The following is a 16,623-nucleotide window of genomic DNA, read 5'->3' as shown; positions in this document are numbered from 1 at the left end:
CGGAGCGGCGGTCTTCCGTTTGGTAGAGTCGACTGTTAGTCGACTGCTCTTGGCGCGATGCCGGAAACCCCCGCGCTGCGCGCGATAGTCGACTAACAGTCGACTCTACCTGGCTGGCGTTTCAGGCGCAGCCGCAACCACGGAAGGAAGATCCATGCAGGACGCGCAGTACTGGTTGAACGAATTCTGGTCGGGCCTGAGCGTGCTCGATCTGCTGGGCGGCAGCGTGCTCGGCACGTTGCTTGGCCTGGTGCTGGGCATCTTCGCCTGGCGCGGGCTGCACCGCCGGGGGTGGTTGCAGCGGCGCAAGCGCTGGCATCACTGGCTGCTGGCCAGCTACGTGGTGCTGCTGCCACTGGCCACCGCCTTCTTCGGGCTGCAGCTGGGCTTTACTGCTGGTGCGCACCGCGCGCTGTTCAAGCAGCTCGATCATTTCCAACCGCACCTGCAGACCCTGGTGGAAGGCTGGAGCGAAGGCTTCACCGACTCGCTGGACGACCCGCGCATGCGCGAGGCATTGCGCAGCCAGGGCACGGTGGGCGACGTGGCCGATACCATCGCTTCGGCCTACCTCAGCGAATATCCGTTGCCCGGCCTTGATCGTCTTGGCAACGGTCCGTTGGCGCGCGGCACCGGCTGGGTGATCGGCAAGGTGCGCGAAGGCCTGCTGCGCGGCATGGTGGAAGACACGCTGGTGGACAAGGCCGGCACGGTCGGGCTGGAGCCCAAGGTGGTGCGCGAGGCGCTGACCATGCATGTGGATGAGCTGCTGCACACCCGTGGTGTGCTGCGGCTGGTGAAGGCGCAGATCAACGGCATGATGCCCGGCGTGTACTTCGGGCTGCTGTTGCCGTTGTTGATCATCGCGCTGCTGGTGGCGCTGGAGATCTGGGCCGCGCAGCGGTTCGGGTGGGCGCGGCGGGAGGTAGTGCCGGCCGCTGGCCGGCAATTGCAGGTTCCTGCCGAAGGTTCATGAGGTTGCCGGCCAGCGGCCGGCACTACCTGTTGCAGGGCGTGCGGACCAACGGTCCGCACCCACCAAGCGGGGGCCGCACCCACCGTCTTGGGATCAATCGCCGTCGGTTTCGTCCGGGTGCGCCTTCCAGTAGCCGGTCGAACGAATCCAGTCGCGCGGCACGCCCAGGTGGCCTTCGATGAACTTGCGCATCATCCGCGCGCGGCGCGATTCGGTGGCGATCCAGTAGAAGACATCGCCGTCCGGGGCCTCGAAGTCGGTCAGCATGTCTTCCAGCAGCGTGCTGCTGGCCGCCGGGAAGCCGTTGCGCTCCAGCCAGTGGATGCGCACGTTCTCGTACTGCGGCAGGTCCTGGCGTTCGGCCTCGTCGCTCACTTCGATGAAGGCCTGCACCTCGGCGCCGTCCGGCAGCACGTTCAGCCAGCGGGCGATGGCCGGCAGCGCGGTTTCATCGCCGATCAGCACGTAGGCGTCGTAGGTGTCGGCCACCACGAACGAGCCGCGCGGGCCGCCGATCACCAGCGTGTCGCCCGGCTGCGCGCGCTCGGCCCACGGCCCGGCAATGCCCTGGTCGTGCAGCACGAAGTCGATGGCCAGCTCGCCGGTTTCGTGGTCCCACCAGCGTGGGGTGTAGTCGCGGGCCGGCGAGGGCTCCTTGCCGGCCGGATAGCTGCGGCCTTCGGCAGTCACCACCGGCAGCACCATCTCGCCGCTGGCATTGGGGAAGAACAGCTTGATGTGGTCGTCGGCGCCGGGCGAATCGAAACCGGCCAGCTCGGCGCCACCCAGCACGATGCGGCGCATGTGCGGGGTGACCTCTTCGGTGCGCAGCACGGTCAGTTCACGGAAGCGCACATCCAGGCGCAGGCGCGTGTTGTTGTGTTCGGTCATAGGGTTACCAGTAAAGGTGTCGCGCGGGGGCGCGCGGCGTAGGGGAGACCTGGCTGGATTCAGTCTGGCTGGGTCATTGAAATGGGTGGGCTCTCGCTACCGGCCGTACCGTTGAGCAGGGCAGACGCCCGCGTCAGCAGCGCCGCTACTTCTTCCGCTTCGCCCTCGGCCCAGCGGCCGTGGTGATGCACCAGCGCCCGCTTGAACTCGCGCAGGGCGCAGGCCAGCGGCGGCGGCAGCGAGGCCTTGGTGATCTCGCGGGCACGGTCGAAGGCACGTCGCTGCGCCAACCGCACCTGGGTGCGCTGCACCTTCAGCTCGAACTCGCCGGCGGCGGTGATGCGGAAGATCCGCTTGCCGTCCACTTCCTCGGCCTCGATCCAGCCGGCCTGCTCGAAGCTGGCCAGCAGCGGGTACATGGTGCCGGCGCTGGGCGTATAGGCCTGCATGAACTGGTTGCTGATCAGCTGCATCAGCTCGTAGCCATGGCGCGGCTGCTCGCCGATCAGGGCCAGCACCAGCAGGCGCAGGTCGCCACGGCTGAGCACCCGCGGCTGGCCGTTGCGGCGCGGCACTTCCAGATTGGTGGAACGGGCTCTGGGAGAAGCGGTGCGGCTCATTTCGATATATCGGTAAACGAGTGTGCAAACGATATATCGATATATCGAAGCCGGCAATCATCGATCCGGCCACAAGCGGGTCAGTTTTGGGCCACGGCCAGCCCCGCGCACGGCAAAAGGGGCGCCCCTTGCGAGGCGCCCCGGGCAACACTGTGGAAGGGAGCGAGGCAGGGCCAGACGGCGGACCGAAGCGGGCAAGGCCAACACTCGAGGCCTACCCTGAGGGCAGGGTGGGGGGCCAATCCAGAGGCAGGTGCGACACGTTGTCGCCGGTTCAGCGCCGGCACGCGCAGCCGATACAGGTGGGCATGGCGCTGCCCTACAACCGTCATCGGCAGCGGTAACACTGCGTCCTGCACATGGGCGCAGCGGCCCGCAAGCGACAGCCCGCGCAGCCACCAAGGCCCGCCGCAGGGCCTTCAGCGGGCCCGGCAAGCCCCTTGCGGACACTGGCCGGTTGCATCCATACGCCTGCGTAGCCAAGTGACGAAAGCCCTTGGTGCGCTACACTTTGCGGTCTAGAAATCTATACAACAGTCGCGCGCGTGCGTGCGGTTATGGGAGCGCTAATGAACTGGTTGAACGAGGTGCTGAACAACGACCCGAATCCTGTGGAAACCCAGGAGTGGATCGAGTCGTTGAAGGCCGTTATTGATGTCGAGGGCTCCGAGCGCGCGCATCAGCTGCTGGAAGGCATGGTGGAACTGACCCGTCGTTCGGGCGCCTACCTGCCGTTCTCTCCCACCACCGAGTACGTCAACACCATCGAGCCGCAGCTCGAGGCCAAGAGCCCGGGCAATGCCGAGCTGGAATGGCGCATCCGTTCGATCATCCGCTGGAACGCGATGGCCACCGTGGTGCGCGCCAACCGCAAGCCGGGTGACCTGGGCGGCCACATCGCCTCGTTCGCCTCCGGCGCCACCCTGTACGACGTGGGCTTCAACCACTTCTGGCGCGCCCCGAGCGAGAACCACCCGGGCGACCTGCTGTTCATCCAGGGCCACAGCGCCCCGGGCATCTACGCGCGTTCCTTCCTGGAAGGCCGCATCAGCGAAGAGCAGCTGGACAAGTTCCGCATGGAAGTGGACGGCGGTGGCCTGTCGTCGTACCCGCACCCGTGGCTGATGCCGGACTACTGGCAGACCCCGACCGTGTCGATGGGCCTGGGCCCGCTGGCCGCCATCTACCAGGCGCAGTTCATGCGCTACCTGGAAAACCGTGGCCTGATCGAGAAGTCCGACCGCAAGGTGTGGTGCTTCATCGGCGACGGCGAGAGCGACGAGCCGGAAACCCTGGGTGCCATCGCCCTGGCCGGCCGTGAAGGCCTGGACAACCTGATCTTCGTGGTGAACTGCAACCTGCAGCGCCTGGACGGCCCGGTGCGCGGCAACGGCAAGATCATCCAGGAACTGGAAGGCGTGTTCCGTGGCGGCGGCTGGAACGTGATCAAGCTGCTGTGGGGCGGTTACTGGGATGCCCTGCTGGCCAAGGACACCAATGGCGTCCTGAAGAAGCTGATGATGGAAACCGTCGACGGCGAATACCAGAACTGCAAGGCCTTCGGCGGCGCGTATACCCGCGAGCATTTCTTCGGCAAGTACCCGGAAACCGCCGCGATGGTCGCCGGCCTTTCCGACGACGACATCTGGCGCCTGAACCGTGGTGGCCACGACCCGCACAAGGTGTACGCCGCCTACCACCAGGCCGTGAACACCAAGGGCATGCCGACCGTCATCCTGGCCAAGACCGTGAAGGGTTACGGCATGGGCAGCGCCGGTGAGGCACTGAACCCGACCCACCAGACCAAGAAGCTGGACGACGAAGCGGTGCGCCACTTCCGCGACCGCTTCAACATTCCGGTGACCGACGCGCAGCTGGCCGACGGCCAGGTGCCGTTCTACCACCCGGGCCCGGATTCGCCGGAAGTGCAGTACCTGCAGGAACGCCGTGCCGCGCTGGGCGGTTACCTGCCGCAGCGCCGCCGCAAGGCTGACAAGACATTCGTGGCGCCGAAGCTGGAGGCCTACGAGCGCCTGCTGAAGAGCAGCGGCGAGCGCAGCTACTCCACCACCATGGCCTTCGTGCAGAGCCTGAACATCACCCTGCGCGACAAGGAACTGGGGCCGCACATCGTGCCGATCGTGGCCGACGAAGCCCGTACCTTCGGCATGGAAGGCCTGTTCCGCCAGATCGGCATCTACGCGCCGTTCGGCCAGAAGTACAAGCCGGTCGACGCCGACCAGCTGATGTTCTACCGCGAAGACCAGAGCGGCCAGGTGCTGCAGCAGGGCATCAGCGAGCCGGGTGCGATCAGCTCGTGGATGGCCGCCGGTACCAGCTACTCGGTCAGCAACGTGCCGATGCTGCCGTTCTACATCTACTACTCGATGTTCGGCTTCCAGCGCGTGGGCGACATCGCCTGGCAGGCAGCGGACATGCGTACCCGTGGCTTCCTGCTGGGTGGCACCGCCGGCCGCACCACGCTGAACGGTGAAGGCCTGCAGCACGAAGATGGCTTCAGCCATCTGGTGGCCGGTGGCATCCCGAACGTGCGCAGCTATGACCCGACCTTCGGCTTCGAAGTGACGGTGATCCTGCAGCACGGCACCAAGCGCATGATGGAAGACCAGGTGGACGAGTATTACTACGTCACCCTGATGAACGAGAACTACACCCACCCGGAAATGCCGGAAGGTGCGGCCGAAGGCATCGTCAAGGGCATGTACCTGCTGACCGATGCCGGCAAGCCGAAGAAGGGCGAGCTGCGCGTGCAGCTTCTGGGCTCGGGCACCATCCTGCGCGAAGCCATTGCCGCGGCCGAACTGCTGGACAAGGACTTCGGCGTGACCGCCGACATCTGGAGCTGCCCGAGCTTCAACGAACTGCGTCGCGATGGTTTCGACGTGGAACGTGCCAACCGCCTGCATCCGGAAGGTGAGCAGCGCAAGGCCTACGTGACCGAGCTGCTGGAAGGCCGCCAGGGCCCGGCGATTGCCGCCACCGACTACGTGCGTGCGTATGCGGACCAGATCCGTGCATTCGTGCCGATGTCGTACACGGTGCTGGGTACGGATGGTTTCGGCCGTTCGGATACGCGTGCGAACCTGCGCCGGTTCTTCGAGGTTGACCGGTACTACATCGCGCATGCCGCGATTGCGGCGCTGGCGAAGGAAGGGAAGATGACCGCGAAGGATGTGGCCCGGGCAATCAAGCAGTACAAGATTGATCCGGAGAAGGCTAATCCTGTTGGGGTTTGACATCAGACAAAAAGGGGGCTTCTAGCCCCTTTTTTGTTATCATCAGTCACGAGTGAGCCCAGATACAAGGAGTGTGAGATGGGGAAAGTTGTAACAGTAATGAATATGAAAGGTGGGGTAGGGAAAACCACCGTTTCGATGAATATTGGCGGTGCTGTGGGGCACTATAAGTGGAAAGATAAGCCGACAAGAAAGGTTCTGCTTATTGATTATGACCCACAGTTTAACCTTTCCCAGGGCTGCCTGGCGGCAGCAGATTATTTTTCGTTAGAGAAGAATGGAAAGACAGTAATGTCTGTGCTTCAAGACAATTCTGTTAATCTTAATCCATACAAGCTCCAGGTGCCGGGTAGTAGCTCCCCTCCAAAAGTTGCAGATTTAGCCAGGACTGTCCTGGCTAGTTCTTCAGGAGGGCGTCTTGATCTAGTTCCGTCGACTCTCGATCTCATGTATGTCGCGCTCGGAAGGGCAGACGCCCATATTTCGATTATTGAAGATAGGTTTAGTAATTTCATTAGTGAAGCTAGATCGATTTATGATCTGATAATTATTGACTGCCATCCTGCGGGTTCGCTTCTGACTAAAACGGCCCTCTCAAATTCTGATCACGTACTTATCCCTGTCGTGCCGGAAGGTTATGCGGTTAGGGGTATTGGTTTGATGCTGGATTTTATAAACTCAAAGAAAGTTGGAGTTAATGGTCCTCAGCCGCAAATACTTTTCAATCGGGTGCCTCGGTCCGGTGTAACTCCGGAGGAGTATGCGATTCGATCGGATAAGAAGTTTTCACCATTCTGCATGACTGGAACGCTAAAGAAATACTCTGCTTTTGCGGCCCCGGTTGGGGGGACTGGTTTCGTATGGAATAGCTCGAAGCCATATAGTCATGAGGCGAAGCGAAACTTGACGTCCGTTGCGAGAGAGCTCACTGATAGGATGGGCCTGTAATGAGCAGGAGAAAAGGATCATTGCTGCGGCCGACGCTTGCTGCCCTAATAGGCTCGTCTCTCTCTACATCGCAGTTGAAGGAGCTTGCGATGCTTATTGAAAGTGATCCTGAGTTTCGGCATGCATTGGGGCGTTCGCTCTATGAGACTTCGCAGTCATTGAGTGTAAAGGCCGGATTTGAATTGGACATCGATGAGCCGATTGAGGATGTGGCTGAAGACTCTGCCTTAGTAGAGATTGCGTTAGGTATTGTTAATAGGAAGCGGCTCACGAAGCATAGAATTTACGATATCATTTACAGTGTCTATCCTCCCGCTGCGAAGAAAATTAATGAGAAAGATTCTGCTAGGCAGATTCTAAGTAAATTCTTCATGTCGGCAACGACAGCGGCGCGCCAGGAATTCCTAAAGGAGCTTGGTGTTGAAGTTGCGGTGGATCCCTACTTGGGTGGGATAAGTCGGCGATTCTGAGGTGCGAGAATGAGTGCTGATCTGGCTGATGCTCTCAATGGGGTCGATTGGAACAAGAATAGAGATTCATTCGTCTCGAATGGAGCTCTTGTTGACTCTGTCCATACAAGCATACTTCGGGTAGCGATTTGGGCTAGAGAGCTTGAGCTGATTGATGGCGGCAACATCGCGTTACCCTTCGTTAGGGAGATGCAGCACGGTAGTCATAACGTGGCCAAATGTTTTGCATTGGCGCTTTATAAGCCAGCTGCAGCCTCTATGCGATCAATGCTGGAGTGCGCGCTGTACTATACGTACTTTAGAAGTCATCCTGCAGAGCTCGGTACGCTTGTTCGAGATGATAAGTTCTACATTTCGAAGAAGGATGTTCTAGAGTTCTATAAGAAACACGTTCCTGGATACGCGTTGCGTCAATCTTCGTTAAACTTGTCTGACGCTTTGGATAAGTGGTATAGCAGAACCTCTGCTATCGTTCATGGCCAAATTCCAGGGGACTGGAAATCCACCCTTGAACTTGAAGATACACTTCATGAGTCGGCAATCAGTGCTGAGGTTGCGGCTCACTTCGAACAATGTTCCAAGATCATTAGTGATCTATTCTTGTGTGTTCTTGGTGCGGAAGCATGGCGATACATGAGTACGCCGTCGAAATGTTATTTCACAAAAGGTGTTGCGCCAGAAGTTAGGTTGGCGCTTGGTTTGGATAAAGCATAGTAAATGGTGCGCGATTATTTGGCGTGTTCGCTTAGCCGCGTAAAGCTCGCTGCTGCGTATGTTTGATGGCCGATATAATGGCCGCGCGTGTAAATGGTCCGCCGGTTTTTTCTCAGATCATGCGTTAATGTAGTGACGTAGTGGCCTCCGGTGTCATTGTCCTCTGTATGTGATGAGGGTGCTGTTGGTTATGGAAGGTGATTTCGTCAGAAATAACCTGTGTAAACATTCGCTTAGCGCTCGAAACGTCGCCGGTATATGAATTGACCCTTCAGTGTCCGGATCATCCGTTTCGCCACGCCGTTTTGCTACGGTCACCATGACGTAATGGACTCCTGATGCAGGCCATGCACTCGCACCGGGCGCGGGTAGCCGCAATTGTTGAGCATCGAGCCATTGTTAAATCGCGACAGGAACGGGCATGGTGCAGGGCATCGCCTGACGTAGCGGATGATCAAGGTCTGCCGCGCATGGCCTCGCGCGGCGCTAACCTTTCAAGTTCGCGACAAGCGCCAACCAAGCGGCATTCGTGCGCCCCAGTCGATCAACAGAGTCGGGCTCAGACAGCCATCCCTGCCGCCTAGACCCGGCACAGGGCGGTGGCCTAGCTATGATCTGGCTCTTCTACCCGAGAAGCCTTCTTCAACTCGAGCGCGCGAGCCAAGCGCGCGTGTGCACAGATGCCAACCCTTGAGCTGGAATATCCGTTGCACGGTGTTCTCGTGCATGCCCAGCACGCAGGTACAGCTTGGTATCCGAACGAAGGCTCTGGTTAGATTGCTCATCGGTCGGCTCGGCCAGCTTGGATAAGAACTTGGCCGCGTGGCTCGTTGGTTTGTACTGCTTCGTCCCGAGCGCCAAGCCGAACCACTGGCATAACAGAAAGCTCTGGAGTCAGTACATTGAGGAATGTGACGGCCGAAGGCGCCGATCAAAAACAACCTCTCGATGAAACTCCAGGAAGCTAAGCTGCTTCGAGGAGAAGAATCCATATCGGAGTGATGTATTCAATTTCAAGCCAAGCCGAACTTGCACATCCGATGGTAGGCTGCTCGAGACTAGTAGGCGACCGCTCGTTGAGAAGCTAATCCACCCCCGATCAAACAGCAGGTCCGCATGCGGAGCTAGAAGAAGCCCATTCTCGCCATCAACGCGCTCACTATGAGTACTATCTGCCCAGGGCTTGATATGACTCGCGCGGAGGAATCTAAGGTCTTCAATGCCGGTCAACCGGCAACCCTTTTCAACGCCAATCAGCCGCTCTCGGAATAGGCGTTGCTTCGTCCGCACTTCGGTTTCGCGTCTTGCGCTCGTCGCGCCAACGTCATCGATAGCTGCTTCAATCTCAGCTTGCTCCGTCTCGCTCGCCGCGAGGCCCAGTGAGGCTTCCAGTGATTTCAAGCGGAACACGATCGCAGACCTTGGCTGCCCTTTTCCATCTGGCGTGTCAGGTCGAACGTAGGAGGACTGACAGATGAACCTACCAAGGTACCGGTAGGGCCGCCCCTTGCCCATCATCTGAAACACTACGAGCGTCTTGCCATCCTTGACGTGGTCGCCAATGGCTCGGTTGCCCGCCACATACTTCATGTCTCCGACTTGACCCTCGCCGAAGTAATGAAAGACTTCGTCGTCGTCCCAAAAGTCATGGTAGCCGTGAGACACGCCGGCCTCGCCAGTGAACGCGATGACTAGCGGATGCTCCTTTGGTGTCGAAATGCCGCCTTGCTGTTGCCCGCCAAATACACCGTGGATCTGCTTTTGACGGTTGTAGAGCGCGCCCACCTCGAATGGGAGTTCCATCCTAGATCCCTGTCCCAGAAGCTAAGTGCCCAGGATTCTAGCCAGAACCACGTTGCTTGTGTCATTGGTTGACGCATTCGGCTGTCGGGGCAGGGGGCAGATGGGGGCTATTTGGAAGAGAGTGGAGGGCAGCTGTTCTCAGGTGGGCTCAAGTTCCTCCTGCGTCTCTCTGGTGAGCCCCAACCATCTTTCCAGCGCTGTAGCTCTATTGCATCGCTTGTGATCGTAGATATGGTGACTATCTGAAAACTTGCCCCAGAGTTGTCTACGAATAGAATGACATCGCCACGTACGCTCATATCGAAGAAGCGTCTACTGGAATCATGCTTTCCGATGGTGATGCCTTGGCAGGCCAACTCCTCGGCGAAGCTCTCGGCATCGGCCCGAAACAGGGCAAACTCCGCGTCGGTGAGTCTTGGGTAGTTCTCAAGACTCATTGTGGTGGCTGGCGCGTACGCCCCAGCAATGATCAATCCCAATAGGGTTGCCGCCGTCAGGGCAAGTAGAGTGCGGCTCGGCATAGTGAGGCCAGTGTTGGAGGCTAAAGGCTCAGACAGTGGCGAATGCTTCGGAGCTTGCACACTATCCGAAGCATTGCATTCGATGTGCGCAGCGAGGCGCGCTCTACTCCCGCACCTGCAACCGCTCAGTCACCTGCGCAGTCAACGCCACACACGCCATCTTTAACCCCTCCATCACCCGATCCCCCAGGTACTCCTCAGGCGCTCCGTTCTGCCGAGTCCGCTCCGCAGCCAACATCAGCTCCGCCACCACACGCAGCCCCGCCAGCGCGCAATCCGCGTCCGCCAGCTGAAGGCAACGCCCAGGCAGTTGATGCCGCTCCGGCCAAGGTTGCCCGTCCGCAGCCGCACCAGTGCCGATGCGGTGCAGCGTGGCGACGAAGGCGTTGGGATCGACGGACGGTTCGCGCTCGGGTTCGGCGTTGTCCGGATCGTACTGCGCGTGCAGGGAACGGAAGTCCGATGTGTTCATGGCAATGCTCCGTACAGGACAGATAGCAGCGCCACCAATAAAGGTGGCGGACGGTGCGGGCTCGAAAACCGGTATGTACCAGACCGGCGGATCCGGAGATCCCCACGCACCGCCCGCCATAGAACGCGAACGGATTGCCAGCCGGCGCCACACAAAAGGTGACGCCGGCCGGCAAGCGCATACATCTGGTACATAGACGGGTTTTCGAGTCCCGCGCCACCCTTTTCCGGTGGCACGCCAAGAGATACCCGCGCAGCTGCCAAATGCCAAGAAACCACAGGACTGATGATTGCCAGTCCTGACGCTTTCGGCATTGTCGCACACGGTGTTAAGCCGGCAAGCGATTGCGCCGCAACGGTCTTGATGGGCTTGGCGCTATTGGCTCCAAGCGCAGGAATACCTGCAGCCATGCCAATGGCCTAGGGCCAATTGCGACAGATTGGAGCAGCGGTTCAGCCGAGCGGCGCCCCGGCCGTGGGCACGAAGGTCAGACGGATCCGCACCCGCGCATGCAGCGCGACGCCGTCAGCCACGACCGGATCAAAGCGCCACTGGCGCACTGAGGTAAGGGCCGCACGATCCATCTCCCGCAGTCCGCTGGACCGCGCCACCATCACGTTGGAAACGTGGCCCAGCTCATCCAACTGAGCAACCAGCACCACCTGCATGGGAGCCTGCAGGAAGGTATCGGGCGGCGTGGCAGGGGCCGTTGAATACTCAATGGCAGGTGCCTGCTGCAGCTCGAAGGTGGGATTGTCACCGCGCTCCACGAACACTTCAGTGGAAACCTGCGGGTCTGCCGCCATGGCCATGGCAGGTGTAGCGCCCAGCAGCATCAGAACGAAGTTCAGTGCCAGGGCAGTGTTCAAACGGGGCATACGTGGTTTCCATTCCGGTGCGCTGCCAGCATAGCGGCCATCCCCTGGCATCGCTTGCCTTGAATGCCGGTATGCGGGATCTCTGCGCGGATCACATAGGCACGCCCGGCCGTGGCCACAGCGCATCGTCGCGCTCGAGGTCGTAGTCGCTGCCGAAGGCGAGCGCCGCCTCGCGTGGCGGTAGGTCTGCGTAGCAGCCCAGCAGGTACTCATCCATGCCGGCATCGCAGTGGTCGATGGCGAACAGGTGGAGGAGCTCCTTGTCGAAGGCTTCCAGCCATGTGGGGTCGATCCTGGTCACGGTCTTCCTCCAGTGAGAAGAGGAGTGTGGCTGCGATGGGTCTCACACGGCGGGACGCGCCGTCAGCGCTCCGCAAAATTTCATTGTGGTCCGATTGCGCACCAATGCATGCCAGAGTAAAAGGGGACCGTGGTTACCCATCGCAACATCCATAGGAAAGGAGACCCATGGCTGCCATCGAAGACAATGACGCGCTGTTCGATTCTCAGTTGATCATCGGTCCCACGATCGTTGCGGGAAGCAACCTGCTTCGCCGTCTGCAGGCGGCGGGCGAGTTCGACATCAACTCTGCACACAATTGGCTGTACCTGCCCATTGAGCAGGCGTTCGCAGATGAGCTGGGATGCGCGCGCTATGTGAAGGAGCCGATTGACGCCTACTCACAGGGCATGTTGCAGCAGTTGGCTGCCATCGAGGCCTCGCCAGACGGGCAGGGGGCGCTTGAAGGCGACCTAGGCTCTACCGTTCGGGCAGTGGAGGCCGTGAGGATGCTGCAGGACACGGTGAGGGTGGCGCTGATCAATGGGGATCTGGTGTTGGCATAGCGGAGCTGAACCTGGGGAGTGCCAGCTCTTGGAGCTTCGGTGCGTTGGGAACGTACGACAGCTATGTCACGCAGGGGCAACGTCCGGCAGGCGTGGCGCCAGCTTTCACGTAAATGAAAGGAGGTCACTTTCCTCTCCTTCAGGTTGGCTCTAGGCTAGCAATTAGGATTTTGTAAGGGATGAATATCATGGAGCAAATGGAGTCAACTCAGCCCAGACGTGGAGAATTCTTCCTCTTGATGCCGGATACCACGCGAGGGGGAAAGGGGCACGGGGTAGTGTTCGAGAATGTGAAGAAACTTCGCACACCTCCACGGTTGATCCTGCGCCCTGAAGGTGGTGGATTTCCACCTATGGCAGAGAAACCACTGTTGGTTCACTCGCCCAAGAAGGGGGGGCTTCCTGAAGATCTTGAAGGAGGAATGAGCGGTTACTGGCTCGTCTCGGAGCGCTTGCGTAACGCGTTCGTCTCTGTCGATCCCGACGGATTCGAGTTTGCGGAGAGCGAATACCGCCTCGCCAATGGATCTGAAGGGCCGCGCTACTTCCTCTGCGATGTGACCCGAGTGATCGATGCGGTCGATGAAGCTGCGTCAAAGCTCCGCGTTGTTCGCGACGAGGGCTATCCCGGAGGCAAGTTTTACGACCTCAGGGGTGGAAGTTCCCTGGCGTTCCGAAAGGATGCCGTCAGCCGGGCGCACATATTCCGAACGCCGTACTCAGGGAACCTTGTTTTCTGTGACAGCGCTTTGCGTAATGCGGTTCTGGCCGCCGGTATCGGCGGTAAGGGCGAGTCGCGAGGACTATCGTTTACGGACGCAGCTGATATCTGAGTCCGCTGATTGAGCTCAAGGAAGAGGGCGCTCTATGCCGCGCAACAGTCCGATTCTCCAGAAGCACCATGTGCTTGAGCAACAAACCTTCAATAACAACGATTTTCTGCAGGCGTTGGTGGACGCAGAGCTTGTTGAGAAGGATGTGTTCGAGAACCTGCTCTACATGCCGGCAGACAAGAGGCTCGCTGCTGCCATGGGTGTTTCCCCTCACGGCGGGGGCCGATCAAGGACTATCAAAACGGAATCACCTTTTCTCTGGAGATGATCGAGGCATCACCAGACGGCCAAGCTGCGCTTCGCGGTGACGTGGCTGCGATGCAGCGCGTGGCAGCTCAGGTCAACGGCCTTCGCGACACGATGACGATTGGCCTAGTCAACGGTGATCTTTACACGAACGCCCCTCTTGGCATGGATTCAGATGCCATCAGGCCCAGAACGCAGGCATTCTTCGGGAATGTCGATCGCTACGCGCAGGTCCACTCCTTGCAGTACGGCGCGTTGACTGGCATGCGTCCAGACGAGCGAATGCACCTTCTAGTGACCAGAACTGAATCGCGCATTGTGGCCTTGCTGGATGTCCATAATCAGTTCGGCGCCAAGCTGACTAAAGGAAGTGATCTTGAGCTTCAGAGGAACAGCCTGTCGGCGGCCATTTCCGATGCACAACAATCTGGTCGGATCGTCATGTCGGAGCCCGGCATCCTGAAAGTGGAGCGTGTGCTGGGTGAGGAGGCTGCCTATCGCATTCGTGCGCCCCGCTTGCAGCAAGGCGGCATCACTATGGACCTCCTCCTCGGCGAAGCCTCCACCAGCCAACTGATCCGCTCCGGCGGCCTGCTCGCCTCCGGCACCGACGCCGTTATCACCGCCCGCCGAACCTCACAGCTGCTGGAAGAAGGCAACGGCACCGCCGCCCAGTCCGAGCTTACTCATGCCCTGGCGCGAAACGGCGGTGGCTGGATCGGTGGCATGGCCACGGCGTCGGTGATCGGCACGTCCAGCTTCGTCCCAGCCGCCATCGTCGCGGGTGATGCGCTGCTGATGAGCAAGGCGTTCGACAGGGGCGCAGATCTGCTCGACAACCGCGCCGTCTACCGGCAGACCGACAAGGCCGATGTCACATGGCAGTTCGATGGCCGCAACTGGCAGCGCCAGGCGGTTATGGACAGCACAGGCGACGGCCTGGGCAATCCGGCTGAGCGCAGTGTGGGCGCCAGTTACGAGAAGGCCCGCGAGCTGGGCGCATACGCCCATGTAAAAGCGGTAGAGCTGGCGCTGGGCAAGGCACCGCCACCGCAGGATCCTTTCAGCATCCCGGCGAAGGACGGCGAGGGCCGTCTGGACAATCCCAACTGGCACCGCGATGCGCAGACCGAACAGTGGACGCGGCAGGTCAAGATTGGCGTGTCCGGTGCCACCGACCGGGGTATGTATGAGACCCAGACCGCCACCCCCGAGCGCGCCGACGAGTTGAATCGCGAGGCGGTGCAGCGCATCGAGAACAACATCGCCAACGGCAAGGCCGCCATTGCCGCCAGCTATCTGGAGACCTACGCCGCTACCCGTGCCAGCGACTTCGTGCCGCTGGTGCCGGAGGTGGTGGAGCAGGCCCGTGCCAGGCCCGACGCCATCCAGGGCTCGGACAACCAGCTTTACCAGCGAGATGAAGCAGGACAATGGAGCCATGCTGGCCAGATCGCGCAGGGCAACATGGCGCTGGAGTTGGAGCTGACCCGCACCATCCAGCAGCCGCCGCTCGATCAGTTCAACCAGACCATTGCCGCATTGGACGCGCGACCGTTGCCATCTGCGGCGGAAGTGAACCAGAACGAGCTGCGCCACAGCTACTACGCTGCGGGCGTCGCGCTGTCACCGGCGTGGGAGCAGGCCATTGCCCTGGCCACGGCACGCACGCGCGAGCAGCACGGCATTACGGGTCCCACGCTGCAGGAACTGGGGCCTGTAGCCGAGGGCAACGCGGGCGCGTCTCGGCCCATCACCCATTACCAGGTGGGTCAGGATGGCGTGGCGCGCGCCGTCGCGACCACCAGCACGCAGGAGCTGCAGGCCGCATGGAATGAGGTGCGCGCGCGTACCAATGAGCAGGCGCCGTTGCCCGACTCGCCCGAGCTGCGCATTGCTGCGCTGTCGGCGGGTGAGCAGGAGGCGTACCGGCAGGCACTGCAGGAAGCCAATCGGCTGGGTGCTGCGCAGGTAGATGCAGGACAGGCTGCACGAGCAGCCGCTCAGGTGGCACATGGCGACAAGCCATCCGAGCAGGATGGGAACGTGGAAGAGCGGCCTGAAGAGCCGGCGACTGCGCAAACCATCGCGCCTGCGGCGGTTGCGGCAGCGCCGCCCGCGATAGGGGTCACGCCACCGCCTACGCCCGCCCCTCAGGACAAGCCCGACCTTCAGCGGCACGCCGAGCAGCGCGATCCACCGCGGCGTGAGGCGGAGCCCCAACCTCAGCCCCATCCAAACAGCGAGGCGCCCACCGAAAACCGTACCGCCTCACAGACGCCAGAGCCCGCGGGGCCTACGCAGGCGCCCACGGCCGCATCTGAGCGCGCGACGCCACACGCTGCCACGCCTCTGGCAGCGGCAACGCAGACGGTGCCCACGCAGCGCACAGAGCAGGCATCGGAGCCGGAGCGGATGGCCCCGGTGCCTGCGGTTGCCCCCACTCCAAAGCAGGACATGGCAGTGCAGGAGGTGGAACCGGTGCCCTTCAAGGAGCCGCTGCCTGCTGAACCTGCGCGCGATCCGTGGCCTACGGAGCAGGAAGCGGCACAACACGTGCCGGAGCCCGAACCGACTCCATCGGATGACCTCCAGCCCGTCACTGCGGCTGTCACTGTTCCTGCCGAGCCCACGACAGCGCCAGGCCCTGAACCGGCCGCGCCCGCACCGGATGAGGCATCGGGCCCGAACCGGGCGCTGCAGGACCCCACGCAGCCCGGCCACCCCGATCACGCGCTGTATCAGCAGATCCGTGAGGGCGTGGAAGCGCTGGACGCCAAGCACGGCCGAAGCTTCGATGAAGTCAGCGAACGCATGACAGCCAGCCTTCTGGTACTGGCCAAGGACAACGACCTGGAACGGGTGGACCATGTGCTGGTGAGCAACGCTACGAGTGAACATCCGGCCGGGCACACGCTGTTCGTGGTGCAGGGCGAACCGAGCAATCCGGCCCATCAGCGCGCTGCGATGCCGACCGAGCTGGCGGCGCAGACATCAGTTGAAGAGTCACTGCAACAGTTCGACTCTGTCAGCCGTGAAGCGCATCAGCGTGCGCTTGCGAATCAGATGGACCAGCAGCTGGAAGACCAGCGGGTGCAGCACGACATCCAGATTCGTGCGGCCAGCGGGGGGTGATCAACGTATGAGC

Annotated in this window: 15 protein-coding genes; 9 read left to right on the top strand and 6 right to left on the bottom strand. The window is 61.0% G+C overall.

The window, feature by feature from the left end; all coding sequences use genetic code 11:
• Positions 1-154 precede the first annotated feature (154 nt).
• Positions 155-976, top strand: a complete 822-nt coding sequence (locus tag AC5P78_RS14645; protein ID WP_111198117.1) for a hypothetical protein — start codon at positions 155-157, stop codon at positions 974-976.
• Between the two features lie 93 nt (positions 977-1,069).
• Here AC5P78_RS14645 and AC5P78_RS14640 read toward each other — a convergent pair whose 3' ends face one another.
• Both AC5P78_RS14640 and AC5P78_RS14635 read right to left on the bottom strand, forming a co-directional pair.
• Complete coding sequence (locus tag AC5P78_RS14640) at positions 1,070-1,867, bottom strand: siderophore-interacting protein (RefSeq protein ID WP_414498436.1); 798 nt, start codon at positions 1,865-1,867, stop codon at positions 1,070-1,072.
• 59 nt (positions 1,868-1,926) lie between these two features.
• Positions 1,927-2,487: a PadR family transcriptional regulator gene (locus tag AC5P78_RS14635; protein ID WP_414498437.1), complete on the bottom strand. Its 561-nt coding sequence runs from the start codon at positions 2,485-2,487 to the stop codon at positions 1,927-1,929.
• A 569-nt stretch (positions 2,488-3,056) separates the two neighbouring features.
• On the opposite strand from AC5P78_RS14635, the gene aceE reads away from it, so the two are divergent.
• The 4 genes from aceE to AC5P78_RS14615 all read left to right on the top strand — a co-directional run bounded on the left by aceE (position 3,057) and on the right by AC5P78_RS14615 (position 7,876).
• Complete coding sequence (aceE, locus tag AC5P78_RS14630) at positions 3,057-5,744, top strand: pyruvate dehydrogenase (acetyl-transferring), homodimeric type (RefSeq protein WP_019660853.1); 2,688 nt, start codon at positions 3,057-3,059, stop codon at positions 5,742-5,744.
• A gap of 78 nt (positions 5,745-5,822) precedes the next feature.
• Positions 5,823-6,692 (top strand): ParA family protein, encoded by an 870-nt coding sequence (locus AC5P78_RS14625; protein WP_081284573.1) that lies wholly within the window; start codon positions 5,823-5,825, stop codon positions 6,690-6,692.
• An 89-nt stretch (positions 6,693-6,781) separates the two neighbouring features.
• On the top strand, positions 6,782-7,162 hold the full coding sequence (locus tag AC5P78_RS14620) for a hypothetical protein (protein WP_065183816.1): 381 nt from the start codon (positions 6,782-6,784) through the stop codon (positions 7,160-7,162).
• Between the two features lie 9 nt (positions 7,163-7,171).
• Positions 7,172-7,876 (top strand): hypothetical protein, encoded by a 705-nt coding sequence (locus tag AC5P78_RS14615; RefSeq protein ID WP_155761089.1) that lies wholly within the window; start codon positions 7,172-7,174, stop codon positions 7,874-7,876.
• 894 nt (positions 7,877-8,770) lie between these two features.
• Here the strand turns inward: AC5P78_RS14615 and AC5P78_RS14610 are convergent.
• The 4 genes from AC5P78_RS14610 to AC5P78_RS14595 form a co-directional block, all read right to left on the bottom strand.
• The gene (locus AC5P78_RS14610; protein ID WP_065183815.1) at positions 8,771-9,679 is read right to left on the bottom strand and encodes an HNH endonuclease; all 909 of its coding nucleotides are present in this window, start codon (positions 9,677-9,679) and stop codon (positions 8,771-8,773) included.
• A 624-nt stretch (positions 9,680-10,303) separates the two neighbouring features.
• On the bottom strand, positions 10,304-10,672 hold the full coding sequence (locus tag AC5P78_RS14605) for a hypothetical protein (RefSeq protein WP_010484179.1): 369 nt from the start codon (positions 10,670-10,672) through the stop codon (positions 10,304-10,306).
• A 452-nt stretch (positions 10,673-11,124) separates the two neighbouring features.
• Positions 11,125-11,550, bottom strand: coding sequence for an energy transducer TonB (locus AC5P78_RS14600; protein ID WP_065183814.1), 426 nt, complete (start codon positions 11,548-11,550; stop codon positions 11,125-11,127).
• Positions 11,551-11,641: 91 nt separating this feature from the next.
• Positions 11,642-11,851 (bottom strand): hypothetical protein, encoded by a 210-nt coding sequence (locus AC5P78_RS14595; protein ID WP_065183813.1) that lies wholly within the window; start codon positions 11,849-11,851, stop codon positions 11,642-11,644.
• Positions 11,852-12,018: 167 nt separating this feature from the next.
• On the opposite strand from AC5P78_RS14595, the gene AC5P78_RS14590 reads away from it, so the two are divergent.
• The 4 genes from AC5P78_RS14590 to AC5P78_RS14575 all read left to right on the top strand — a co-directional run bounded on the left by AC5P78_RS14590 (position 12,019) and on the right by AC5P78_RS14575 (position 16,610).
• A complete protein-coding gene (locus AC5P78_RS14590) occupies positions 12,019-12,396 on the top strand; it encodes a hypothetical protein (RefSeq protein ID WP_065183812.1) in 378 nt (125 codons plus the stop codon).
• Between the two features lie 188 nt (positions 12,397-12,584).
• Positions 12,585-13,229: a DUF1629 domain-containing protein gene (locus tag AC5P78_RS14585; RefSeq protein WP_081284575.1), complete on the top strand. Its 645-nt coding sequence runs from the start codon at positions 12,585-12,587 to the stop codon at positions 13,227-13,229.
• 34 nt (positions 13,230-13,263) lie between these two features.
• Entirely contained in the window at positions 13,264-13,497 is a 234-nt protein-coding gene (locus AC5P78_RS14580; protein WP_495217231.1) for a hypothetical protein, read from the top strand.
• Positions 13,494-16,610, top strand: a complete 3,117-nt coding sequence (locus tag AC5P78_RS14575; RefSeq protein WP_495217230.1) for an XVIPCD domain-containing protein — start codon at positions 13,494-13,496, stop codon at positions 16,608-16,610. The genes AC5P78_RS14580 and AC5P78_RS14575 overlap by 4 nt, the downstream gene beginning before the upstream one ends.
• Positions 16,611-16,623: the final 13 nt, after the last annotated feature.

It is taken from the genome of Stenotrophomonas sp. YJH_SMC_133, assembly GCF_059370655.1.
The sequence above is the reverse complement of the archived record's forward strand: the minus strand, read 5'-3'. Positions and strand labels throughout refer to the sequence as shown.

What these genes read in the sequence shown, in the direction of transcription:
- AC5P78_RS14645 (WP_111198117.1), top strand. Translation starts at nt 155, where the DNA reads ATGCAGGACGCGCAGTACTGGTTGAACGAATTCTGGTCGGGCCTGAGC.
- AC5P78_RS14640 (WP_414498436.1), bottom strand. Translation starts at nt 1,867, where the DNA reads ATGACCGAACACAACAACACGCGCCTGCGCCTGGATGTGCGCTTCCGT.
- AC5P78_RS14635 (WP_414498437.1), bottom strand. Translation starts at nt 2,487, where the DNA reads ATGAGCCGCACCGCTTCTCCCAGAGCCCGTTCCACCAATCTGGAAGTG.
- aceE (WP_019660853.1), top strand. Translation starts at nt 3,057, where the DNA reads ATGAACTGGTTGAACGAGGTGCTGAACAACGACCCGAATCCTGTGGAA.
- AC5P78_RS14625 (WP_081284573.1), top strand. Translation starts at nt 5,823, where the DNA reads ATGGGGAAAGTTGTAACAGTAATGAATATGAAAGGTGGGGTAGGGAAA.
- AC5P78_RS14620 (WP_065183816.1), top strand. Translation starts at nt 6,782, where the DNA reads ATGCTTATTGAAAGTGATCCTGAGTTTCGGCATGCATTGGGGCGTTCG.
- AC5P78_RS14615 (WP_155761089.1), top strand. Translation starts at nt 7,172, where the DNA reads ATGAGTGCTGATCTGGCTGATGCTCTCAATGGGGTCGATTGGAACAAG.
- AC5P78_RS14610 (WP_065183815.1), bottom strand. Translation starts at nt 9,679, where the DNA reads ATGGAACTCCCATTCGAGGTGGGCGCGCTCTACAACCGTCAAAAGCAG.
- AC5P78_RS14605 (WP_010484179.1), bottom strand. Translation starts at nt 10,672, where the DNA reads ATGAACACATCGGACTTCCGTTCCCTGCACGCGCAGTACGATCCGGAC.
- AC5P78_RS14600 (WP_065183814.1), bottom strand. Translation starts at nt 11,550, where the DNA reads ATGCCCCGTTTGAACACTGCCCTGGCACTGAACTTCGTTCTGATGCTG.
- AC5P78_RS14590 (WP_065183812.1), top strand. Translation starts at nt 12,019, where the DNA reads ATGGCTGCCATCGAAGACAATGACGCGCTGTTCGATTCTCAGTTGATC.
- AC5P78_RS14585 (WP_081284575.1), top strand. Translation starts at nt 12,585, where the DNA reads ATGGAGCAAATGGAGTCAACTCAGCCCAGACGTGGAGAATTCTTCCTC.
- AC5P78_RS14580 (WP_495217231.1), top strand. Translation starts at nt 13,264, where the DNA reads ATGCCGCGCAACAGTCCGATTCTCCAGAAGCACCATGTGCTTGAGCAA.
- AC5P78_RS14575 (WP_495217230.1), top strand. Translation starts at nt 13,494, where the DNA reads ATGATCGAGGCATCACCAGACGGCCAAGCTGCGCTTCGCGGTGACGTG.